This window comes from Nocardia sp. NBC_00416, assembly GCF_036032445.1.
Taxonomy (GTDB): Bacteria; Actinomycetota; Actinomycetes; order Mycobacteriales; family Mycobacteriaceae; genus Nocardia.
Map to the genome: position 1 here is coordinate 4139495 of NZ_CP107932.1, position 23227 is coordinate 4162721.

Below are 23227 nucleotides of genomic sequence, written 5' to 3' on the forward strand. Positions count from 1 at the left end.
CGACCTTAACACTAACGGTTAGTGTTTTGTAACTGATGCAACTTTGTATCTGATAGTGTCAAGACATGACCATGCCGCCCGGACGCCGTGAGCGCAAGAAGGCCGCGACCCGCCAGAAGATCGCTGATACCGCGCGACAACTCTTCCTGGACCGCGGGTACGACGCGGTGGGGATCCGCGAGGTGGCCGCTGAGGCCGACGTCGCCGTTACCACGGTCTTCTCTCACTTCGCCTCGAAAGAGGCCCTGGTGTTCGAGCGCGACGACGATTTCGAGCAACGCCTCACGCAGGCGGTCACCGGCCGGGCGCCGCACGAGCCCCTCATACCGGCGCTGCGCCGCGAGATCCAGGCCATGGTGCGACACTGCGCGACGCAGGGCGCCCCGATCTGGCGCATGGTCGACGGATCAGCTGCCCTGCGGGAGTACGAGCAGTCGATGCGGCTGCGCCACACCGAGTCGCTGGCAACCGCCATCGCTGCCGATCTCGACCTGCCAGAGACGACAACCGCTTGTCGGACTATCGCGAGGTTCGTGATCGACGCCCATTCACTGGCCCGGGAAGCGCCCGACCCGGACGCCGCCGTGGACGAGATCTTCCGGATGATCGAGGCGGCCTGGGAGGTCACCTGCCCCTCTCCGCAGACGTGAGGGGCAGTGCAGCCGCGTCCTCTCCCACTCGGCCGAGCTCGGTCCAGCTGGTCCAGCCGCGTTTCCGGAGCAGTTCGACCAGGCTCGGGTCGACCGTGCGTCAGGGTCGACCCGCCGGGATTCCCCGCCACGGCGGCAGAGTTCCTCCCAGCCGGTTACGACACCGCCGCCACCGCCCGCGCCGTGCGCGAGCACATGTCCGTCGCCTGACACCGTCGGCCGGGTTCACTCACCTGCCGCGTACTACGTCGATATGCGTACGGGATACGTGGTCGGCTACGTCTCTCGTCGTAGCCGCCGACGCCGCCGAGCGGGAGCGGGCGCCCCGGTGCATGACGTACTGTCACGACATGGATCCGCGGGCAGTGTCACGTCGACTGTCCGCCCAATTCGCGCGGCGGCCCGCATGGTTTCCGGATATCGGGTTGGCCCTGTTCGTCACGGTGGTGCAGGTACTCAGCGCCAGTATTCCGGTGCCGCTCGAGCCGGCCTCGACACCGGTTTCAGGCATCGGATACGCCCTGATGATCGTGAGCGGGGTGGCCGTGGTCGCGCGCCGTCGGAGCCCGGTCGCGGTCTTCGCGATCACCGGTGCGTCCAGCCTGATCTACTTCGCTTTCGACTTCCCCGATCGGCTCTCCTATCTCGGGCTCTTCGTCGCTCTCTACACCCTCGCCGCATATGGCGACGGGTATCGATCGCTGCGGATCGCCGGCGTCGGGATCGCGGTCCTGGCCGTCGGCTGGTTGATCGCCGGAGCCGATGTCGAACCGGTGTCGGCCATCGGCTGGGTGTTCTTCCGGATCGGCGCGGCGGTGATCGCCACGATGCTCGGCGAATCCGCCCGATCCCGCCAGGTCATCGCCGCCGACGCGCAGGAGCGGGCGGAACTGGCCGAACGCTCCCGCGACGAGGAGACCCGGGCGCGGGTCGACGCCGAACGGCTGCGGATCGCCCGCGAAGTCCACGACACCGTCGCCCATGCCATCGCCATCATCAACGTGCAGGCCGGTGTCACCGCACATGTGCTCGACCGGAGGCCCGAACAGGTCCGCGACGCCCTGCACACCATCGAGCAGACCAGTTCGCGGGCATTGCACGAGATGCGCGCCATCCTCGGCGTCCTGCGCGACGGCGACGGGCGCGAACCCTTCCCCGGGCTCGGCCAGATCCACGAACTCACCGGCAAGGCCCGCGAGGCCGGCCTCGATATCGCTGTCGAGCAGCCCGAACCGGTGCCGGCGCTACCGAGCGCGGTGGGCAGCGCCGCGTATCGGATCGTGCAGGAATCGATCACCAATGTGATCCGGCACGTCGGCCCGACCCGGGTGACCGTCGCGCTCGAATCCCGGGTCGACGCCCTGCACATCCGGGTGACCGACGAAGGCCGCCGGACTCCGGCCCGCACCAGCGGTGCGACCACGACCGGTCGCGGGATCGTCGGCATGCGCGAACGCTGCCAGCTGCTCGGGGGCGAACTCGAGGCGAAGCCGCGACCCGGCGGCGGGTTCGAAGTCGTGGCCAGCCTGCCGCTCGCTCCGGTCGGGTCGGGCCGGTGAACTCGCCGATCAGAGTGCTGCTCGCCGACGACGAACGACTGGTCCGTTCCGGTTTCAAAGTCCTGCTCGATCTGGAGGACGACATCACGGTGGTCGGCGAGGCCACCAACGGCGCGGAAGCCGTCGAACTGGCCCGCGCCACCCGGCCCGATGTGGTCCTGATGGATATCCGGATGCCGAAGATGGACGGGATACGCGCCACCGGCCGGATCGCCGAGACCGCCGGGTTGGAGCAGGTCAGGGTACTCATCCTCACCACCTACGACACCGACGACAACGTTTTCGAGGCCTTGCAGGCGGGCGCGAGCGGGTTCCTGCTCAAGGACGCCGGGCCCGCCGAACTCCTGCACGCCATCCGAGTGATCGCCGCCGGTGAGGCGTTGCTCGCGCCCCGGGTCACCCGCCGTCTCATCGGCCAGTTCGCCGCGCAACGCCGGGCCGCCAGGTCCGCCGAGGACCGGCTCGCGGTACTGACCGATCGCGAGCGCGAGGTGCTTGCGCTGGTGGGCCAGGGTATGAGCAACGATGAGATCGGTGCCGCACTGTTCCTGAGTCCTGCCACCGCCCGGACCCATGTGAGCCGCGCGATGGTGAAACTGGGGGCCCGCGATCGCGCGCAGCTGGTCGTGATCGCCTACCAGACCGGACTGTGCGACACCGCCGGTTAGCAGGCACGATCGATCGGCTCGTGGCCGGAGCCACTGCCGTGGGCGGACTTCCGAGGGGCATGCGACTACGACGGCGGACGTAGCCGGATGTCCTTGCGCTACACGAAATCACGTAGGCGGCGACGACTGTCGCCGGAAGCGGAACAGGCCCGGCGAACGCGACCATCGACAGCATGATCGCGAATTCCGGAGCCGAGCCCGCAGCCCCACCGCTCTGCCTGAAAACCCTGTCACCGCGCGGATGAACTCCGCAGGAGCGCAAGCGCACTCACCCTTGGCAGCGAGATCGTGAACCGGGCGTCGCTGGCCCAGAGGCAGCGGACCGGTCCGGTTATCGCAATGGACGGGGAGCGGCTCGATTACGGACTCGGCCTGCACAGGGTCGAGGTCCCGGGTTGCGGCGCCTTTTCGATCTCGCTGACCCGCGCCGACGGCAACCGGCAACTGTCGGTCGCCCTCAATCCGGCGCGCTGGAACGAACTCGGCCCGTCCGGAAAACCGCGACCCCACCCCAGCGACGACGCGCTTTCGGCACCGCGCCGATACGCGATATGCGGCAACTGAAACACCACGGAAGGCACATTATGCGAGGCAAAATTCCCCTGCGGATGCGGATCCTGGCCGCACTGATGCCCGATACGGACTGGGACTCGATCACACCGGATCAGGTCGTGGAATCCCGTGCGGCACAGAACCGGATGCTCAGGTCGGCCCTGTTGACGCCCATCACCGGCCGAGTCGATCGCGCGGCGCGGATCACCACCCATGTCCTCGATCTCCCCGGCCGCGGGCTGAACGTTCGCGTGTACCGACCCGAGCGGGAAACCGCGCCGCTACCGCTGATCGTCGCCTTCCACGGCGGCGGATTGATCAGCGGCGCACCCGACCAGGACGACTGGCTGCTGAGCCACCTCGCGGTCGGCTGCCCGGCCGTGGTCGCCGCGGTCGACTATCGCCTGGCGCCCGAGCATCCCGTACCGGCGCCGGTCGAGGACGCCTACGATTCCGTACCCCGCCTCGCCGAGCAGGCCGCCCAGTGGGGCGCCGACCGGACCCGGATCGCCCTGCTGGGGTCCAGCGCCGGCGCGACGCTGGCGGCGCTCACCGCGATCAGAGCACCGGAACTCGGGGTGCCGGTGCGCACCCAGGTACTGATCAACCCGCAGCTCGACTGGACCGAGAGCGCCTTCGCGTACCCCTCGTTCACCGAGAACGCGGACAGTCCGACCGCGTCACCGGCCCAATGCCGCGCAACACCGCGTATCGCCGTACCCGAATCCTTCGACCGCCGCACCATCTCACCGCTGCATCACGACGACCTCACGGGCCTGGCCCCCGCGCTCATCCAGGCCGCGGGGCTGGATCCCCTGGAAGACCAGGCCGCGGCATATGCCGACCGCCTGCGCGGCGCCGGAGTCGGTGTGACGCTGACGCGCTACCCGGAAGCGACCCACGCGTTCCTGAGCATGCCGGGAGCGATCCCCGCGGCCAAGCCCGCCCGCGCCGAAATCCTCGCGCACCTGCGCAGCCTGTTGGCGGGAGCCCCACGCACGACAAACAGTGAGAACCGTTCGGCCGCATCGGGCTCGGCCAAGAGGGTGCGGCCATGACGGTCACCGAGGTCGTCAGGGGGCAACGGTCCGCACCGGCAGCGCAGGCGGATTCGGTGGCGGCGCCGGACACCGCCGCCGTCAGGCCCGCAGCGCCGCGGCCAGCGCCGGGTTCACCGCCATCGCCAGTGCCAGCAGCGATTCCACCAGGAGTTCGATCAGTTCGTCACGGGTGACGGTTTCCTCGCGCAGCCATGACAGCGTGGTCTCCTCGGTGAACGCGACCCAGCCCCGGACCGCCAGAACCAGGCGGGGCTGGTCCCGCTCCTCCGGGGACAGCGGGACCTGGGTGAGGATGATGTCGGCGATCGCGCGCCGAGTCTGCTCGACCAGGCCGAGCAGGTCCGGGCTGGAACTGGTGGGGCCCCGCAGCAGCGCCAGGTACGAGGTGCGGTTCTCGCTGACGTAGTCGATATAGCGGCCCACCGAATCCCGCAGCATGTCGAACAGCCCCAGTCCTGGATCCGGGGTGACCCGGGCCAGCAGTTCGGCGTTCGCGTGCCGGACGACTTCGAGCTGGAAATCCTGCTTGGTGGGGAAGTAGTGGAACAGCAGCCCGCGCGAGATTCCGGCCTGGGCCGCGATTTCGCTGACCGAGATGTCCTCGATGGCCCGCTCGCCGAGCATCTCGACCCCGAGCGTGATCAGCTGCGTCCGACGCTCGTCCGGGCTCAGTCGGACACGTTTGGCGGTGACCCCCGGACTCGTACTCACGCGACCATCCTACTGACTGCCGTTCAATACTGTTGACTCCGGCTCAATAGAGCCTTACCCTGAGTATATGAGTCGCAAGGTTACAGACAAAGCTGTCGCTAACCAGCCCACCCGTCATCTGCGGACGATCATCATCGGCAGCGGTTTCGCCGGCCTGGGCCTGGCCATCCGGCTGACCCAGCAGGGCCGCGAGGATTTCCTCGTACTGGAACGCGGTAGCGATGTCGGTGGCACCTGGCGTGACAACACCTATCCGGGCGCGGCGTGCGATGTGCCGTCCCACCTCTACTCGTACTCGTTCGCGCTGAACCCGAACTGGTCGCGCTCGTTCTCCCGGCAGGGCGAGATCCAGGCTTATATCCAGGGCGTCGCCGACAAATACAAGGTGCGCGACAAGCACCTCTTCGACTGCGATGTCACCGGCGCCCGCTGGAACAGCGAAACCGCGCAGTGGGAGGTCACCACGAGCAAAGGCGATTTCACCGCCGACACCGTGGTGTCCGCGGTCGGCGCGCTGTGCGAACCCAACCTGCCCGATATCAAGGGCATCAACAGCTTCGAGGGCGAGATCTTCCACTCGGCCCGCTGGAACCATGATTCCGACCTGGTCGGCAAACGCGTCGCGGTGATCGGCACCGGCGCGTCGGCCATCCAGATCGTCCCCGCCATCGCCGGCAGCGTCGCCCACCTCGACGTCTACCAGCGCACCGCACCCTGGCTGCTGCCCCGGATGGACCGGCCGTATCTGCGGCCCGAGCGCCTCGCCTTCAAACACATCCCGGGCGTCCAGCGCCTGTCTCGGGCCGCCATCTACGCCGCCCGTGAGACCCAGGTCGTCGGTCTGGCCAAATTCCCGCCGCTCATGCGCGGGTTCGAGGCACTGGCCAAAGCCAAATTGCAGTGGGAGATCCGCGATCCCGAACTGCGCAAGAAGGTCACCCCCGATTTCCGGATCGGCTGCAAGCGCATGCTGATCTCCAACGAGTACTACCCGGCCCTGGACCGCGACAACGTCGACGTGGTCACCGACGGTATCGCCGAGATCCGCGCGAATTCGATCGTCACCGCCGACGGCACCGAACGGGAGGTCGACGCGATCGTGGTCGCCACCGGGTTCCACGTCACCGACTCCCCCGCCTACGAGACCATCTACGGCCGCGACGGCCGCAGTCTCACCGAGGTGTTCGACGATATCGGCCAGCAGGGCTACAAAGGCTCGTCGATCGCCAACTACCCGAATATGTTCTTCCTGCTCGGCCCCAACGTCGGGCTGGGCCACACGTCGATGGTGTACATGATCGAATCCCAGATCAACTATGTCGCCGACGCCCTGGCGACCTTCGACCGCACCGGCCTGCGCACCGTCGAGGTGCGCCGCGCCGCGCAGGACACCTATAACACCGGCCTGCAGAAAAAACTCACCAAGAGCGTCTGGAGCACCGGCGGCTGCGCCAGCTGGTACCTGGACAAGCACGGGAACAATACAACCCTCTGGCCGGACTTCACCTTCGAATTCCGGCGCATCACAAAGAAATTCGACGTGGACGCCTACGATACGACGACCACGGACGCCGCCCCCGAACGTCCCGAGCTGAAGGTAGTGACCGCACAGTGAGCAACGACGCCTATTTCCGCAACAAGGTCTGTGTCATCACCGGAGCAGGCTCCGGTATCGGTCGCGCACTGGCCGTGAACCTGTCCCGGCGCGGCGCGAAGCTGGCGCTGTCCGATATCGATACCGAGGGTCTGGCCGAAACGGTCCGCCGCTGCGAACAGCTGGGCGCGGAGGTCAAATCGGACCGGCTGAATGTGGCCGAACGCGAAGCCGTCCTGCTGTACGCGGACGCGGTGAAACAGCATTTCGGCGTGGTCCACCAGATCTACAACAATGCCGGTATCGCCCACCACGGCGATGTCGTCAAAACCGATTTCAAAGACATCGACCGGATCATGGACGTCGATTTCTGGGGAGTGGTGAACGGGACCAAGGCGTTCCTGCCCTACCTCCTGGAATCCGGCGACGGGCACGTCGTCAATGTCTCCAGCCTGTTCGGCCTGATCGCCGTTCCGGGGCAGGCGGCGTACAACTCGGCCAAATTCGCGGTCCGCGGATTCACCGAGGCGCTGCGGCAGGAAATGCTGGTGGACCGGGCGCCGGTCCAGGTGACCTGCGTGCACCCCGGCGGCATCAAGACCGCGGTCGCCCGCAACGCGACCTACACCGACGATATCGACGGCGCGGAAGCCAGCTCGCAGTTCGACAAATACCTCGCCATCCACAGCCCTGAAATGGCCGCGGAGACCATCGTCGACGGGGTCCGCAAGGGCCGCGGACGGGTGCTGATCGGCTGGGAGGCCAAACTGCTGGACCTGTTCGTGCGGACCGCCGCCTCCGGGTACCAGCGCATCGCCGTCGCCGTCGAACGCCGTTTCCTGCCCTGATCGGCACCGGGAAAGAGAACGCAATGCGAGATATCGCGCTGCCGCTGCCGCTGGCGCGGGCAATTCTGGGTCCGATGTATCGCGTATCGCTGCATTCGCGGCTGCCGTGGCGGGTCCAGCGGGCACTGATCGACGCCGGCTCGGCACTGCAACCGGTGCCCGCGGGTGTCGAGGTGACACGACTGCGGCTGGGCGGTCGCCCGGCCGAGCGGCTGTCGCCGCGCACACCCGCCGCGACCGAACCCGCCGCCGTGCTGTACCTGCACGGCGGCGGCTACGCCGTGGGTTCGCTGACCACCCACCGGTCGCTCAACGGCCGGCTCGCCGTCGCGACCGGTCTGCCGGTCTACGCGGTCGACTATCGGCTGGCGCCCGAACATCCGTACCCGGCGGCGCTGGACGACGCGGAAGCCGCCTTTCTCGAACTGGTCACCGAACACGGCTATCAGCCCGGACGGATCGCCGTCGCCGGCGATTCGGCCGGCGGCGGACTGTCGCTGGCACTGGCGCAGCGGCTGATCGCCCGGCACGGCCACACCCCTGCCGCGCTCGGACTGATCGCGCCGTGGGTCGATCCGAACCAGCTGCCCGAACGCCCCCGCGATCTAGTGGTGAACGGACCCTGGTCCCGCGCCTGCGCCGCGGCCTACCTGGGCGCCGGCGATCCCGCCGACCCCGGCTACGCCCCGCTGCACGGTGTGCTGGCCGGGCTGCCGCCGGTCTACGTCCAGGCCGATGTCGACGAACTGCTGCACCCGCAGTGCGTCGACCTGACCGCGGCCCTGCGGGCGGCCGACGTCACCGTCGAGTTCACCGAGAGCCGGGGGCTCTGGCATGTCGCGCAGCTACAGGCCGCCCTCATCGGACCCGCGTCCATCGCACTGACCGAAATGGCCGATTTCCTGCGGCAAGCCGTCGATCAGCTACCGGCGGGCGACCTAGGATGAAGTACTGATCGAGCCCCAACTTCACCCCGATCGCGGCGTGAGATGCTGGGCTTTTACCGGTGGCCTGCGCCTCGGCCGGATCCGGTGGCGTAAATTACCGACGAGTTGGCAAACAGGGAAAGGCAATGATGCGCGAGTTCGAAGCCCCGGCTTCCTACACAATCCCGGAGGACGCGAACAATTCCGACAACGTGTTCCGGCACGCGAAGGAATCTCCCGCCGCGGTGATGTTCAACGTCCCCGACGGCCGGGGCGGCTGGCGCGATGTACGGGCCGCGGAGTTCGCGCAGGCCGTCACCGAGGTGGCCAAGGGTTTGATCGCCTCGGGGATCGAACTCGGTGACCGGGTCGCCATCATGGCCGGCACGCGCTACGAATGGACCCTGCTCGATTTCGCCGTATGGGCGGCCGGCGGATGCACCGTCGCCATCTATGACAGCTCCTCCGCCGAACAGGCCCGCTGGATCCTGCAGGATTCGGCGACCGCGCTGCTCGTCGTCGAGAACGACAAACACCGCGGCGTGATCGAGGAGATCGATCCGGCCGAACTGCCCACGTTGCGCGAAACCCTGCAATTCGAGTCGGGCGCGATCGACGAGCTGGTCCGGCGCGGCGCGGACCTGGACGACCAGGCCGTGCACGAGCGGCGGACCCAGGTGGCCGCGGCTTCGCCGGCCACCCTGATCTACACCTCCGGGACGACGGGCCGGCCCAAGGGCGTCATGCTCAGCCACGCCAATCTGTACGCCGAGTCCCGGGCCGACCGCATCGCGCTGGCCTCGTTCCTGACCCCCGGCAAGAAGACGCTGATGTTCCTGCCGCTGGCGCATGTGTTCGCCCGCGCCGTGAGCCTGGCCGCGTTCGACGCCAGGGTGACCGTCGCCCACACCTCCGACTGGAGCACCCTGGTACAGCAGTTCGCCGAGCACCGGCCGGACTTCGTACTGTCGGTCCCGCGGGTCTTCGAGAAGGTGTTCAACGCTGCTGAGCAGAAGGCGCACGACGAGGGCAAGGGCAAGATCTTCGATGTCGCCGCGGCCACCGCGATCGAGTACAGCGAGGCCCTGGGCAGAGGTAAACCGGGTCTGGTGCTGCGCGCCCGGCACGCCCTGTTCGACAAACTCGTCTACGGGAAACTGCGCGCCGCGCTCGGCGGTAACTGTCAGGCCGCGGTCTCCGGCGGTGGCCCGCTGGGCGCCCGGCTCGGCCACTTCTTCCGCGGTGTCGGTGTGACCATCTTCGAGGGCTACGGCCTGACCGAGACCACGGCCGCCGTCGCCGTCAACACCCCGGAACACATCCGCGTGGGGTCGGTGGGCCGTCCGCTCGAGGGCCACGGCGCCAAGATCGGCGAGGACGGCGAACTGCTGCTGCGCGGCCCGGTGGTCTTCGGCGGCTATTGGGGCAATGACGACGCGACCGCGGACGCCTTCGTGGACGGCTGGTTCAAGACCGGCGATCTGGGCGCCATCGACGCCGACGGCTTCATCACCATCACCGGCCGCAAGAAGGAAATCCTGGTCACCGCGGGCGGCAAGAACGTGTCCCCCGCCCCGATGGAGGACCAGCTGCGGGCGCATCCGCTGATCGGCCAGGTGATGGTGGTCGGTGACGGGAAGCCGTTCATCGGCGCGCTGATCACGCTCGATCCGGAGGCGCTGCCCGGCTGGAAGGAACGCAACGGCGTTTCCGCCGATATCGCCATCGCCGACCTGGTCGAGAACCCGGTTCTGGTCGCCGAAGTAGAGGCCGCGGTCGCCGAGGCCAACAAGAAGGTCTCCAAGGCCGAGCAGATCAAGAAGATCAACATCCTGACCGTGGACTGGACCCAGGAGACCGGCGAGCTGACCCCGAAGATGTCGCTGAAACGCGCCGTGGTCATGAAGCAGTACGCCAACGAGGTGGACAAGATCTACAGCTGATCCGCCGGAACGCGGTGGCCCGGGCCGGCCTTGTGCCGACCCGGGCCACCTTCGTTTCCGGTAGCGGCCACCGCCTATCCGGCCAGCGAATCCTCCTTGGCCGACGCCGCCGCGGATCCGGCCGTCGGGGAGGCGGAAGTGTTGCGGATGAACAGCGCCGAGGCGACCACGCCGATCAGCAGCAGCGCGGCCGGCAGATAGGTGGCCTGGCTCAACGCGGTACTGAACGCCTGCCGCACCTGTTCGGGAACCTGCCCGCCGCCCATGCCCTCACCGGCCGGTGCGTCGCCCAGCCCCGCCGCGCTCATCCGCGCCGCGATCAGCGCGCTGATCGCCGCACTGCCCAACACCGATCCGACCTGCCGGGTGGTGTTGTAGACGCCCGCCCCCGCGCCGGCCTGCGCGATGGGCAGGTTGTGGGTCGCTGTGGTGGCCAGCGGCGCCCAGATACAGGCATTGGACGCACCGGCGACCGCACCCGCCACGACCAGCCAAGCGATGTTCGCGTGCGGATCCCGCATGACCAGGGCGAACCAGAAGATCGACACGGCGAACAGCAGGAAACCGATGGTCGGGATGAGCCGCGGATGGAAACGACCCGACAGTTTGCCGATCACCGGCGCGGCGAAACCGGTGATGATGGCCATCGGGGCCAGCACCAGCGCCGACCTGGTCGGCGTCATCCCGTGCACGGCCTGCAGGTAGAAGTAGAGCGGCACCATGACCGCGGTGACGGCCGCACCCATACTGGCGATGGCCAGATTCGACAGCGAGAAGTTGCGGTCGCGGAACAGCGGCAGCGGCAGCAACGGTTCGCCCTTGCCGCGCGCCTGCGTCGCCACGAACACCGCCAGCACCACGATCCCGGCCGCGATCATCGCCCAGATCTTTCCCGACCAATCGCTGGTGTTGCCCTCCTGGATGCCGAACACCAGCAGGAACATGCCCACCGCGCTGAGCACGACGCCCACCAGATCGAATTTGTGCTCATTGGTCGGCAGCGACGGCACCAGCCACACCGCGAGCGCGAAGGCGATCACACCCACCGGCACATTGACGATGAAGATCCACTCCCAGCCCAGACCGTCGACCAGCACGCCACCCAGAATGGGTCCGATCAGCGTCGCCAGGCCGGCGACCGCGCCCCACATGCCCATGGCCGCGCCACGTCCGTCCGGCGGGAAGGTGCGGGTGATCACCGCCATCGTCTGCGGCGTCATCAGCGCGGCCCCCAGGCCCTGCACGGCCCGCGCGGCGATCAGGGTCTCGATATTGCCGGACAACCCGCACCACAGCGAGGCCAGGGTGAACACCGTCAGGCCGATCAGATAGATGTTCTTCGGCCCGAATCGGTCCCCGAGCCGCCCGGTGATCAGCAACGGCACCGCGTAGGTGAGCAGATAGGCGCTCGTCACCCAGATGACCTGGGAGATATCGGCCCCCAGACCGGTCATGATCGCCGGATTGGCGACTGCCACGATGGTCACATCGAGCAGGATCATGAAGAATCCGACGACCAGTGCACCCAGTGCGAACCACGGATTACGTTGAGTGGGCATAGCTTCCGTTCCTGTCCGAGCGGCGCCCGTTGCGCCGGTTCGTGGATCTGTCGCGGTGCGTCACACGAACGCACCGCCTGGTGACTACCGGCTCACCGTGGGGACGGCGCACGGGAAGCCGCAGCCTGCTCATGCCGTGGTCACTCCGGACTATCGATACGACGCCACCGGCCCCGCCAACATTCCGGGCATATCGGACCGATCCTAGTCCGCCCTATAGACCGTGTGCGTCCAGCCAGGTGCGGGCCAGCTCCGCGGGATCGGCGGATTCGTCGCGCACCCGCAGCACCAGCGCCCCGAGTTCGTCGGTGGTGAGCTCCCCGGCCACATAGTTGAGCTTCTCCAACTCGACATCGTCGAGCGCGCCCTTACGCACGAGGGCGAGCGGGTTCTCCGCCCGGATCGCGTCCCCGGAGTCGGCGAGCACCCGCAGACCGTCGGCGCCCCCGGGCAGGAATTCGGCGGGCCCGCCCAGCGCGGCGGCCTGGATCCGGCCGTCCACGAGAGCGCGGCGCAATTCCACCGGATCGGTGAAGACCTGGGTCGCACCGAACGCGCACCCGGAGATCTCCCCGGCCACCGGGGGCAGGTCGAACAGGCCCGGCACCACCGCGGTCCCCGCGATCAGCGACGGACACTGGGCGAGCAGGTCCTGCACCGAATCGATGCCGCGCTGTTCGGCCAGGGCGGCGGTGATCAGCACCCGGGGTTCGAAATCGGCTCCGTCGGCCGGGTCGGAAGTGATCGTGCCCTCCGGCAGCGAACCGTTCAGCTCTTCGGTCACGTCATCGGTGGTCGCGGCCTCGGCTCCGGTGTTCAGCACGCCGAGCAGCGCGCCGTTGTGGTCGGCGGCCACCGCGACGGTTCCCGCGTCCAGCGCCGCGAACACCTCCGCCCGATCCCGCAACCCCGGCTCGACCCGCACCGCCGCCCCGGTCCGCGCCAACGCCTGCGCGTAGATCTCGGCCAGCACCCGCGACTGCGCCGACCCCTGTGCCCCCACTACCAGCGGCTCCGGACCGTCGTCCCTGCCACAGGAGACTGCGAGAAGAGCGAGAACCGGCACCAGCGCCCGCCCTACGATACGCATCGACGCGGTCAGCACCATCGCGCGAGACACCCACTTCCATAACCAGCCCCCCGCACCCGAAACCGAGCACCCGACAGCCCCAGAATCTACCGCCGCACTCCACAACCGGAGCCGTCCACCCCGCGAGGCCGGGACGCGCCGGTGGCCACGCGACGACCGAGCGCGCCGAAAACTACAGCACCCGACCCAGGGTGCGGGCCGAGTGCTGTAGTTGCGGTTACCGCCCGGGTAAGGCGGCACGATCTATCAGGCGACGCCCTCCGCGCGGGCGGCCGCGGCGACCGCATCGGCGACCGCGGGCGCGACCCGGGGGTCGAGCGGGCTGGGGACGATCTTGTCGACGGCGAGCTCGTCGGCCACCACGCCCAGGATGGCGTTGGCGGCGGCGATCTTCATGCCCTCGGTGATGCGCCGGGCGCCCGCGTCGAGCGCGCCTTTGAACACGCCGGGGAAGGCGAGCACATTGTTGATCTGGTTCGGGAAGTCGCTACGCCCGGTCGCGACGATCCCGGCGTACTTACGGGCCACGTCGGGGTGGATCTCCGGGTCCGGGTTGGACATGGCGAACACGATCGCCTCCGGCGCCATCGAGGCGATGAGCTCCTCGCCGATGGTGCCCGCGGACAGGCCCAGGAAAACGTCGGCGCCGGTCAGCGCGTCGGCCGCGGTGCCGGTGAGACCACGCGGGTTGGTGCGCTGGGCGAGGTCGGCCTTCACCGCGTTCAGGTCGGTGCGGTCCCGGCTGACAATGCCCTTCGAGTCCAGCACCGTGACATCGGCGATGCCCGCGGCCAGCAGGATGTTCGTGCAGGCGACGCCGGCGGCGCCGGCGCCGGACACGACCACCTTCAGACCGGAGGTCGCCCGGCCCTGGACCTGGGCGGCGCCGTTGAGGGCGGCCAGCACCACGATCGCGGTGCCGTGCTGGTCGTCGTGCATGACCGGGCAATCCAGCGCCTCGATCACGCGCTTCTCGATTTCGAAGCAGCGGGGGGCGGAGATGTCCTCCAGGTTCACCGCGCCGAAGCTCGGCCGGAGGCGGATGAGGGTTTCGACGATCTCGTCGACGTCTTTGGTGTCGAGCACGATCGGAATGGAGTCCAGCCCGGCGAACTTCTTGAACAGCGCCGACTTGCCTTCCATGACGGGCAGGGACGCGCGGGGGCCGATATCGCCGAGGCCCAGCACCGCGGAGCCGTCGCTGACCACGACGACCAGCCGGTCGGTCCAGGTGTAGCGTTTGGCCAGTGTCTCGTCTTCGGCGATCGCACGACTGACCTGCGCCACACCCGGGGTGTAGGCGATCGATAGGTCGCGCTGGGTGGCCAGCGGCGAGCTGAGCTCGACCGAGAGCTTGCCGCCGAGGTGACCCGCGAAGATCTCCTCGTGAGTGATCGCCGAGAGATCTTCGACCTCATCTTTGCTGGCGGTGGCATTCGGTGCGTCAGTCACAGAGGACACGATTTCACTCCTGCTGGTTGCGGTCGTAACCGGTGGACGGTTACCGCCGGGTATTTGGTGTTATCTGCGTCATATCGTTCATCGGTGGCGCGACCAGGATGTTTCCAGTGGTGCCATGACCCGGACGATCCGTCGAACCCCGGACACGAGGCGATGGGCGTGGGCGCTGATTTCGGGCAGCGACGGTCCGGATGGGTTTCGGACGGGTTGGTCCGGCAGAACTCGACAGGCGTCCATTTCCGGCCGCGACGGTGCGTCGCGTAGCGGCGGGCGCCGGATATCCCCGACCCGGCGGTGGCAACGATCGGGAATCCGCAACATTGTGCCAGGTCCCTGGTCGTTCGCCAAACCGGACGCCGCGGATTTCGCGTATCGGACACCACGACATGAGCGTATGCCGTGAGCATTACCTTCCCGTAAGGGAGAACTCGCGACCGCCGCCATGCCGGGGTGAGACAGCTCAGGATCGCGGCGGCGCCGTGTGAACCCCGCGCCCCCGGGCGCGGGCGGTGCGGCGGGCTGCCGTCAACACCACCACTGAGTCCACAGCAGGATCGCACCGGCGACCGGCGGCACCGCTGCCGCGCCGAGGCTCATCGCGCCACGCGTTCGATCCGAATACACCTGTGCGACAACGGCTATCACCGCGACGGCGATATGCGCGACCACCGATTCCGCGCCGGGTCCGGGAAAGCCGCGCCGGTCGCCGATCAGCGCCGCGCCGACCACCACCACCGCCAGCAGCACGAGTCCGGCCGCGACGATTCCGCTGATCCCGCGGATCAGTCTCATGACGCGAGCACCGGTACGCCGGCCGATCTGCCCACCAATTTCTCGAACTGGTCCGGTTCGGTCGTGCAGTCGCCGAGGCCGATGGTCTTGTTGACACCGTGATAGTCCGAGGAACCGGTGATCAGCAGACCGCACTCCCGCGCCAGCTCCCGCAACACCGTCCGATCCGACGCGCTGTGATCGGGGTGATCGACCTCCAGGCCGCCGAGCCCGTACGGGACGAGGTCGCGGACCTCCCGCAGGTCCAGGAGCCGGCCACGACTGCGAGCGCGGCCGTGGGCGAGCACGCTCACCCCGCCGGCTTCGGCGATCATCTCCACCGCCCGGCGCAACGGTGTATCGGCCTTCTCGACGTAGTACCGGCCGTTCGACGACAGCAGATCGGCGAAGGCGGCGTCGACGGAGGGCACCACGCCCGCCTCGACCAGGGCGCGGGCCAGATGCGGGCGACCCGCCGCGGGGCCGGCGGACGCGAGGACGGCATCGGGATCCACCGGCAACCCGTCCGCGGCCATCAGCTCGGCCATGGCGCGTAGCCGCTGCACCCGTTCGGCGCGCAAGCGTTCGCGTTCGGCCGCGAAGCCGCGGTCGGCCGGGTCGAACAGATAGGCCAGTAGGTGCACCGCGACCGGGTAGCCGTCGACACCGCGACCCACGCACGACATCTCCATTCCCCGGACCAGCGTCAGTCCCGCGGGGCGGGCCGCCGCGGCCTCAGCCCAGCCGGCGGTGGTGTCGTGATCGGTGATCGCGACCACGTCCAGCCCGGCGGCCGCCGCTTCGCGCACCAGTCCGGCCGGACTGTCGGTGCCGTCGGACGCGGTGGAATGGGTATGCAGATCGATGCGCACGCCGTCCAGTCTGTCAGTGCGCGGGCGCGGCGCCACCGGGGTGGCCGGGAAGCGCCGCCCGGCAGCGTGCCACGGGCGGACAGACTGTCGCGAAGTAGCATCGACGAGTGCCTTCGATACCGCTTCCGTTCCATGGTCCTGGGCGGATGCGGCGCTCTCCGGCGGTACCGCATATCCGGATACCGACGGCACGCGCGATCGTCGACTGCGCGGTCTATGTCGACGGCGAACGTCTCCCCGGCCGGTTCACCCATGAGCAGGCCCTCGCCACCGCGCGGGAACAAGGCGGTTTCGTCTGGCTGGGTCTGCACGACCCCGATGCCGAGCAGATGGCCGAGGTGGCCGCGACCTTCGACCTGCACGCCCTGGCCGTCGAGGACGCGGTACATGCCCATCAGCGGCCGAAACTGGAACGCTACGACGACACCCTCGTGATGGTCATGCGCACGGTGGCCTACCTCGAACACGATCTCCATACGGTCAGCGAGATCGTCGAGACGGGCGAGCTGATGATCTTCACCGCGCCGGATTTCGTGATCGCGGTCCGCCACGGCGAACACTCGCCCCTGGCCGTCGTCCGCCGTGAACTGGAAGCCGACCCCGACCGCCTACGGCTGGGCCCCGGCTCGGTACTGCACGCCATAGCCGACCATGTCGTCGATACCTATATAGATGTGGTGCAGGCGGTGGAATTCGATATCGACGCGATGGAAGAAGAGGTTTTCACCCCGCGCACCCCGATCACCGTCGAAGCGATCTATCAGCTCAAACGCGAGGTAGTGGAATTGCGGCGCGCGGTGAATCCGCTGGCCGTGCCCCTGCAATTGCTGGTGCACAAAGAGGAACTCCCGCTCGATCCGGAGATCCGGCGCTATCTTCGCGATGTCGCCGACCATCACACCGGCGTCGCCGAACGCATCACCGATTTCGACGATTCGCTGAGCGCACTCATCAGCGCCGCACTCACCAAGATCACCGTCCAGCAGAACACCGATATGCGCAAGATATCGGCGTGGGTCGCCATCGCCGCGGTGCCGACCATGATCGCCGGAATCTACGGAATGAACTTCGAGCACATGCCGGAACTGAAGACCAGCTGGGGTTATCCGGTGGTGCTGCTCATCATCCTCGGAATCTGCCTCACGCTGTTGGCGATGTTCCACCGCAACAACTGGCTCTGAACCGGCCCGCCCGGACGCTTCGCTGCCGCGTCGGAGTCCACCGCAGCGGCGCCGCCCCGCGGCCGGCCGCTAGAGCGACGCCGCTCCGCGACCGGGGTCCAGCACATCGATCCCCGCCTCGGCCCAGGCGTCACGCAGCGCCTGCGCCCCGCGCACCCGCACCCAGGCCGCCTCCGTCGCCGTCACCGGGGTCACAGCGAAGTACCGCACCGGCTCGGCCGGATCCGGCAATTCGATCTCCGGGATCTCCCCCGCACCCAGCAGCACCGCCGTGAACGGCGCGTCCCGCCAGATCGGGTCGCCCATATCCAGCAACGCATCGGCTTGCAACACAACACCTTCGACGGCGGGCGCCGCCGCCAGCACACCCAGCGACCGGGCGACCCCCGCACCGGCCCCGGCGGCCGACCGCAACGTCAACACCAATTCCGCCCGTGGCCCCCGCACCGGATCCGCGTGCAGGTCACCCGGATCACCCATCGGATGCCGCGATCCGCCCACCGTCACATAGTGGGTCACCCCGTCTCCGGGGATCCGCAGTATCTCGATCGGCTCCAAACCCAGAAACGTCATCGACGCCGTATCCACCGCGGCGGCGTCCACACCGAAGAAGCGGACCACCGCGGCCCGCACGCGCTCGATCACGTCCATCCGCTAGATGGCCAGCCGGGCGAGCATATCCCGGGCCTGTTCGGCCGTTTTCGGATCACACAGCACGTCGTAACGACCCGCGACCAATTGCATGGTCGACGCGAAATCACGCTGACCACGAGTAGCGGCGTAGGGAATCGTGGTGGAGATGACACCGAAAATGATGCCGCCCACCAAACCCACCACCAGCGGACCGGCCATTCCGTTCGTGGTGAAAAGGCTCAGCAACAACCCCAGGAAAAGTCCCAGCCAAGCACCCGACACCACACCCCCACCGATCACCTTTCCCCAGTTGAGCCGATACAACACCCGCTCGACCTGCATCAGATCGACACCGACAATGGTCACGTTCTGCACCGGAAACTGGTTGTCCGCCAGATAGTCCACCGCACGCTGCGCCTCGGCATAGGTCGGATACGAACCGACCGGCCATCCCGAAGGGGGCGTGGGCAGACCCTGTCTGCCGCGATTCGTTCCTCCAAGAGGGTTCGTCATGAAGTCCATTCTGTCTTATTTGACGGCGCCCGCGGCGGCGCGGGTTGCCGCCCAGCGCGCCGAAAGCACCGCGCCTACTCCGGCGGACTGAACGTCGTCGTCCGGCTCATCCCCGCCGCCCGGCCCTTCTCCGCGATGACCCCCGCCATCTTGGCGCTGGCCTCGTCGATCATCTCGTCGCCGAGCATCACCGCGCCACGGGCGCCGCCCGCGGACGAGGTGTGATAGGCGTAGGCCTCCAGGATGAGTTCGGCGTGGTCGTAATCGGATTGCCGGGGGCTGAAGATCTCGTTCGCGGCATCGACCTGGCCCGGGTGCAGCACCCATTTGCCGTCGAAGCCCAGGGCCGCGGTGCGCCCGGCCGCCCGCCGGAATCCCGCGAGATCGCGGATCTGCAAGTAGGGGCCGTCGATAGCCTGTAGGCCGTGGGCGCGGGCGGTGAGCAGGATGGTCATCAAGATGTGGTGGTAGGCGTCGCCGGTGTCGTACCCCTCGGGCTGCTCACCGACCACCAAGGTGCGCATATTGATACTCGCCATGAAATCGGCCGGGCCGAAGACCAGCGTCTGCACCCGCGGGCTGGCGGTGGCGATCTCGTCGATATTGCGCAGGCCGAGCGCGTTCTCGATCTGGGGTTCGATCCCGATCCGGCCGGGTTCGATGCCGTTGGCCCGCTCCAGCTGACTCAGCAGCAGATCCAGTGCGCGCACCTGGCCGCCGTCGGTCACCTTCGGCAGCAGGATCGCGTCGATCGCGGTACCGGCGCCGTCGACCACCGATATCACGTCGGCGTAGGTCCACTGCGTCGTCCAGTCGTTGACCCGGACCACCCGCAACTGGTTGCCCCAGCCGGAGTCGTTGAGCGCGGCGATGATATTCGCGCGGGCCGCGGCCTTCGCGTCGGGCGCGACCGCGTCCTCGAGGTCGAGGAACACCTCGTCGACGGGCAGGCCCTTGGCCTTGACGATCATTTTCGGGTTGCTGCCCGGCACAGCTAGCACGGAACGGCGCGGCTTCATCAACTCTCCTGGGGTCGGCCCGGTCCGGCCCCGGAACATCTAGCCTGGCAACCATGGCAGCTACCAGGGTGTATATCGCCAGGCTGACCGGCCTGGCGGTGCTGGGGCCGGACGGCGAGTCTATCGGCCGCGTACGCGACGTAGTCGTCGCCGTCCGGTACGACCGGCAGGAACCGCGTGTCCACGGCCTGGTGGTGGAGTTGCCGACCCGGCGGCGGATCTTCGTGCCGATGCTGCGAGTGACCTCCGTCGAGCCCGGTTCGGTGACCCTGAACACCGGCAATGTCAGTCTGCGCCGCTTCGCGCAACGTCCCGGCGAACTGCTGGCCATGGCACAGATCGTCGACTCCGCGGTGCGGGTGGACGATCCGGACCTGCCGGATCTGGCCGGAGTCGACGTCTTCGTGGTGGATCTCGGGATCACGCTGACCCGTACCCGGGATTGGCGGGTCTCGCGGGTCGCGGTACGCGGCCACCGCCGGATCGGGCGGCGGCGCACGGTGCACGTGGTGGACTGGGCCCGGGTGGACGGGCTCACGCCGTACGAGTTGGGGCGGCCGGGTCAGGACGTCAGCACCCTGCTCGAGCAGTTCGAGGGGCAGCGGGCCGCCGATGTCGCGCATATGCTGCGCGAGCTGCCGGAGAAACGGCGCCTGGAGGTGGCGGTCGCGCTCGACGACGAGCGGCTGGCCGATGTGGTGCAGGAACTGTCGGGGGACGATCAGCTGGAACTGCTGGGCAAGCTCGAGATCGGGCGCGCCGCCGACGTACTCGAGGCCATGGATCCCGACGACGCCGCCGATCTGCTGGGCGGTCTGCCGGAGAACGAGGCCGAATCCCTGCTGGCGCTGATGGATCCGCAGGAGTCCGAGCCGGTACGCCGTTTGCTCGAGCACTCCCCGGACACCGCGGGCGGCCTGATGACACCCGAGCCGGTGATCCTGACGCCCGCGACCACGATCGCGGAAGCCCTGGCGCGGGTCCGCGACCCCGATCTGACGCCGGCACTGGCCTCGATGGTGTTCGTCGTCCGGCCGCCGACCGCGACACCGACCGGGCGCTATATGGGCTGCGTCCACCTGCAGCAGCTGCTGCGGGAGCCGCCCGCGCATCTGGTGGGCGGGATCCTGGACACCGATCTGACCACGCTGCGGCCGGAGGCGCCGCTCACCGCGGTGGCCCGCTATTTCGCCAGCTACAACCTGGTGTGCGCGCCGGTCGTGGACGAGCAGAACCATCTGCTGGGCGCGGTCAGCGTGGACGACGTCCTGGACCATCTGCTGCCGCGGGACTGGCGTGCGGACGAGCAACTGTTCGAAGGTGTGCGATCGTGACGGAGAAGAGCACCGTGAGCCGGGCGGCGATCACCGCCCGGCAGCGGCTGGAGACCCCGGTCGAGTCCCGGTTCCGGTTCGACTGGGACGCCGAGGCACTGGCGCGCGGCAGTGAACGGATCGCCCGGTTCCTGGGTACCGGACGCTATCTGGCGATCCAGACGGTGGTGGTGATCGTCTGGATCGCGCTGAACGTCTCCGTTATCGCGTTGCGCTGGGACCCCTACCCGTTCATCCTGCTGAATCTGGCGTTTTCCACCCAGGCCGCCTATGCCGCGCCGCTGATCCTGCTGGCCCAGAACCGACAGGACAATCGCGACCGGGTGTCGCTGGAGGAGGACAGGCTGCGGGCCGCGCAGACAAAGGCGGACACCGAGTTCCTGGCGCGTGAACTGGCCGCACTGCGCCTCGCCGTGGGCGAGGTCGCCACCCGTGACTATCTGAGGCGCGAACTGGACGAGATCCGCGACGCGCTCGACCGGATCGAGACCGCGGCGGGTGTCGGTCCGACGCGCGGCCCGGACAAATCCACGAAGCCGAAACGCAAGAAAACCTCCGGTCACAGGCCGATCACAGGCTCGGTTTCATCACCTGTCGCGGATGAATGACCGGAAATCCGCAATATGCTCCTGACCGGTAGGTAACCTGGATCACGTTGTCCCGAGCGCGCCGTCCGGGGAATGTCCGGGACGGTTGCTCACCAGTGACATAGAGGAATGGTGGAGCCGAATGCGGATACCTACCCCTGTGGCAATGTCGGCTCTGGTCATGGCGGGCCTGGTAGCGGGCGGTTCGGCCGCCCACACCACCTTGTCCTCGACACCCCCGGAGGCTCCCGGGGCCCAGCTCGCCGCCAATGCCGGTCGGCTCGGAGATCTGGGCGTTACCACCGAAGCGGCACTGCCCCAGACACTCGGAATGTTGCCGGTCGAGCCGACGAGCCCGCGGAAACTTCGCGCACTGAGTCCCGCCGGGGCATCGCCGTTCGGCCGCCCCTTCCCGCCGCAGAGCATCAACCTGCCCAGCACCGGCGGCGCACTCGGAATTCCGGAGATCGTGCTGGCCGCCTATCGCAATGCCGAACTGGCGCTGCAGTCCTCGACACCCGGCTGCGGAGTCACCTGGAATCTGCTCGCCGGGATCGGGCGGATCGAATCGGGGCACGCGAGCAACGGGCGCACCGACGCCGCGGGCACGACCAACCCACCGATCTTCGGACCGGCACTGGACGGCTCACTGCCCGGCAACGAGGTGATCCGCACCTCCGAAGGCGGGTACGTCCGGGCGATGGGCCCCATGCAGTTCCTGCCGGGCACCTGGTCGCACTACGCCGCCGACGGCAACGGGGACGGCCGGGCGGATCCGCACAATGTCTTCGACGCGGCGCTGGGCGCCGGAAAGTACCTGTGCTCCGGCGGTTCGAACCTGCGCGACCCGCAGCAGGAACTGCGGGCGGTGCTGCGCTACAACAACTCGATGTCCTACGCGGCCACGGTGCTGAGCTGGTCGGCGGCCTACCGGACCGGCGGCCGTCCGGCCCCGGTGCCCGTTTCCCCCGGCTTGGTACCGCCGGGCAGCCTGCCCACGGGATTCCCGCCCGGACCGACGGATCTGCTGGCCGCGCAGACCGAGGTCCCGCCGCCCCCGCCGAGCTTCGCGCTGCAGACCCCGCGCCCGGCGCCGATGATCCGGATTCCCGGCCTGCCGCCCATCCCGTGCGGACTGTTGTGCCCGCCGGCGCCGGGCTCGCCCAAAGTCGGCGAAGCGCTGCCCGAATCGGTCCCGGCCCCGGAACGGCCCGGCGAGCCGGGCGCTCCCACCGGCTCGGCGCCCGGGGCGCCGGGCACGCGGGCTCCGGAGGCGCCCGCCCCGGCCGAGTCGGCGCCGTCCGCGCCCACTCCGGCGGAGCCCGAGAACCAGGCGCCGCCCGCTGCGCCTGCACCTGCACCCGCAGCGCCGCCGTCGATCACCCTTCCCGGCGGACTGGTGGTCCCGCTGCCGATCGCGATCGTTGCGGCCCCCACCGGCGCGGCGCCCGGCCCGGCCGATGTTCCGGCGCCACCACCGGCACCCGCGCCGGCGGCGCCCGCGACCCCGGCGGCCCCCGCCCCACCCGCCTGACCGGACAGTATCCGCCGGGCGCACTGCCCCATCCGGGTCTCCGCGGCCGGGTCTGCGCACAACCGGACCCCGCCGCGCGCAGACCCGGTTGCCGTGCGGCGCCGCGGATTCCCCGAAGTGACCGGGGGCGAAAAAATTGGTCACGGAGGAGTAACAAACAG

At 68.6% G+C, this 23227-nt stretch carries 22 protein-coding genes; 13 read left to right on the forward strand and 9 right to left on the reverse strand.

Features of this window, described 5'->3' with window-relative positions; all coding sequences use genetic code 11:
• The first annotated feature begins 65 nt into the window (after nt 1-65).
• The 5 genes from OG804_RS17640 (at nt 66) to OG804_RS17660 (ending at nt 4487) form a co-directional block, all read left to right on the forward strand.
• On the forward strand, nt 66-650 hold the full coding sequence (locus tag OG804_RS17640) for a TetR/AcrR family transcriptional regulator (protein WP_328387867.1): 585 nt from the start codon (nt 66-68) through the stop codon (nt 648-650).
• A gap of 350 nt (nt 651-1000) precedes the next feature.
• A complete protein-coding gene (locus OG804_RS17645) occupies nt 1001-2209 on the forward strand; it encodes a sensor histidine kinase (protein ID WP_328387869.1) in 1209 nt (402 codons plus the stop codon).
• Nucleotides 2206-2877, forward strand: coding sequence for a response regulator transcription factor (locus tag OG804_RS17650; protein ID WP_328387871.1), 672 nt, complete (start codon nt 2206-2208; stop codon nt 2875-2877). The genes OG804_RS17645 and OG804_RS17650 overlap by 4 nt, the downstream gene beginning before the upstream one ends.
• Before the next feature lie 339 nt (nt 2878-3216).
• Nucleotides 3217-3441 carry a hypothetical protein gene (locus OG804_RS17655; protein ID WP_328387873.1) on the forward strand — a complete coding sequence of 75 codons (225 nt, stop codon included), beginning with the start codon at nt 3217-3219 and terminating at the stop codon, nt 3439-3441.
• A 20-nt stretch (nt 3442-3461) separates the two neighbouring features.
• On the forward strand, nt 3462-4487 hold the full coding sequence (locus tag OG804_RS17660) for an alpha/beta hydrolase (RefSeq protein WP_328387875.1): 1026 nt from the start codon (nt 3462-3464) through the stop codon (nt 4485-4487).
• Nucleotides 4488-4568: 81 nt separating this feature from the next.
• Here OG804_RS17660 and OG804_RS17665 read toward each other — a convergent pair whose 3' ends face one another.
• The gene (locus tag OG804_RS17665) at nt 4569-5201 is read right to left on the reverse strand and encodes a TetR/AcrR family transcriptional regulator (protein WP_328387877.1); all 633 of its coding nucleotides are present in this window, start codon (nt 5199-5201) and stop codon (nt 4569-4571) included.
• 67 nt (nt 5202-5268) lie between these two features.
• On the opposite strand from OG804_RS17665, the gene OG804_RS17670 reads away from it, so the two are divergent.
• The 4 genes from OG804_RS17670 (at nt 5269) to OG804_RS17685 (ending at nt 10512) form a co-directional block, all read left to right on the forward strand.
• A complete protein-coding gene (locus tag OG804_RS17670; RefSeq protein WP_328387878.1) occupies nt 5269-6816 on the forward strand; it encodes a flavin-containing monooxygenase in 1548 nt (515 codons plus the stop codon).
• Nucleotides 6813-7643 (forward strand): SDR family NAD(P)-dependent oxidoreductase, encoded by an 831-nt coding sequence (locus OG804_RS17675; protein ID WP_328387879.1) that lies wholly within the window; start codon nt 6813-6815, stop codon nt 7641-7643. Before OG804_RS17670 ends, OG804_RS17675 begins: the two co-directional genes overlap by 4 nt.
• Nucleotides 7644-7666: 23 nt before the next feature.
• A complete protein-coding gene (locus OG804_RS17680) occupies nt 7667-8590 on the forward strand; it encodes an alpha/beta hydrolase (RefSeq protein WP_328387881.1) in 924 nt (307 codons plus the stop codon).
• Nucleotides 8591-8718: 128 nt separating this feature from the next.
• Complete coding sequence (locus tag OG804_RS17685) at nt 8719-10512, forward strand: AMP-dependent synthetase/ligase (protein ID WP_328398491.1); 1794 nt, start codon at nt 8719-8721, stop codon at nt 10510-10512.
• A gap of 74 nt (nt 10513-10586) precedes the next feature.
• Here the strand turns inward: OG804_RS17685 and OG804_RS17690 are convergent, their stop codons facing one another.
• The 5 genes from OG804_RS17690 to OG804_RS17710 form a co-directional block, all read right to left on the reverse strand.
• A complete protein-coding gene (locus OG804_RS17690; protein WP_328387883.1) occupies nt 10587-12071 on the reverse strand; it encodes a DHA2 family efflux MFS transporter permease subunit in 1485 nt (494 codons plus the stop codon).
• Nucleotides 12072-12285: 214 nt separating this feature from the next.
• Nucleotides 12286-13161, reverse strand: coding sequence for a glycine betaine ABC transporter substrate-binding protein (locus OG804_RS17695; RefSeq protein WP_328387885.1), 876 nt, complete (start codon nt 13159-13161; stop codon nt 12286-12288).
• A 246-nt stretch (nt 13162-13407) separates the two neighbouring features.
• The gene (locus OG804_RS17700; protein WP_328398493.1) at nt 13408-14613 is read right to left on the reverse strand and encodes an NAD(P)-dependent malic enzyme; all 1206 of its coding nucleotides are present in this window, start codon (nt 14611-14613) and stop codon (nt 13408-13410) included.
• Between the two features lie 534 nt (nt 14614-15147).
• Complete coding sequence (locus tag OG804_RS17705) at nt 15148-15414, reverse strand: hypothetical protein (RefSeq protein ID WP_328387887.1); 267 nt, start codon at nt 15412-15414, stop codon at nt 15148-15150.
• Complete coding sequence (locus OG804_RS17710; RefSeq protein ID WP_328387889.1) at nt 15411-16265, reverse strand: PHP domain-containing protein; 855 nt, start codon at nt 16263-16265, stop codon at nt 15411-15413. The genes OG804_RS17705 and OG804_RS17710 overlap by 4 nt, the downstream gene beginning before the upstream one ends.
• A gap of 146 nt (nt 16266-16411) precedes the next feature.
• On the opposite strand from OG804_RS17710, the gene OG804_RS17715 reads away from it, so the two are divergent.
• Nucleotides 16412-17446: a magnesium and cobalt transport protein CorA gene (locus OG804_RS17715; RefSeq protein ID WP_328387891.1), complete on the forward strand. Its 1035-nt coding sequence runs from the start codon at nt 16412-16414 to the stop codon at nt 17444-17446.
• Between the two features lie 69 nt (nt 17447-17515).
• On the opposite strand, the gene OG804_RS17720 is transcribed toward OG804_RS17715, so the two are convergent.
• The 3 genes from OG804_RS17720 to OG804_RS17730 all read right to left on the reverse strand — a co-directional run bounded on the left by OG804_RS17720 (nt 17516) and on the right by OG804_RS17730 (nt 19611).
• Entirely contained in the window at nt 17516-18097 is a 582-nt protein-coding gene (locus OG804_RS17720) for a suppressor of fused domain protein (protein ID WP_328387893.1), read from the reverse strand.
• A 3-nt stretch (nt 18098-18100) separates the two neighbouring features.
• The gene (locus OG804_RS17725) at nt 18101-18592 is read right to left on the reverse strand and encodes a general stress protein (protein WP_328387895.1); all 492 of its coding nucleotides are present in this window, start codon (nt 18590-18592) and stop codon (nt 18101-18103) included.
• Nucleotides 18593-18666: 74 nt separating this feature from the next.
• Nucleotides 18667-19611: an HpcH/HpaI aldolase/citrate lyase family protein gene (locus OG804_RS17730; RefSeq protein ID WP_328387897.1), complete on the reverse strand. Its 945-nt coding sequence runs from the start codon at nt 19609-19611 to the stop codon at nt 18667-18669.
• A 53-nt stretch (nt 19612-19664) separates the two neighbouring features.
• On the opposite strand from OG804_RS17730, the gene OG804_RS17735 reads away from it, so the two are divergent.
• The 3 genes from OG804_RS17735 (at nt 19665) to OG804_RS17745 (ending at nt 23066) form a co-directional block, all read left to right on the forward strand.
• Complete coding sequence (locus tag OG804_RS17735) at nt 19665-20945, forward strand: magnesium transporter MgtE N-terminal domain-containing protein (protein WP_328387899.1); 1281 nt, start codon at nt 19665-19667, stop codon at nt 20943-20945.
• Nucleotides 20946-20959: 14 nt separating this feature from the next.
• Nucleotides 20960-21553, forward strand: coding sequence for a DUF1003 domain-containing protein (locus OG804_RS17740; RefSeq protein ID WP_442941887.1), 594 nt, complete (start codon nt 20960-20962; stop codon nt 21551-21553).
• 145 nt (nt 21554-21698) lie between these two features.
• Nucleotides 21699-23066, forward strand: a complete 1368-nt coding sequence (locus OG804_RS17745; protein WP_328387903.1) for a lytic transglycosylase domain-containing protein — start codon at nt 21699-21701, stop codon at nt 23064-23066.
• Nucleotides 23067-23227: the final 161 nt, after the last annotated feature.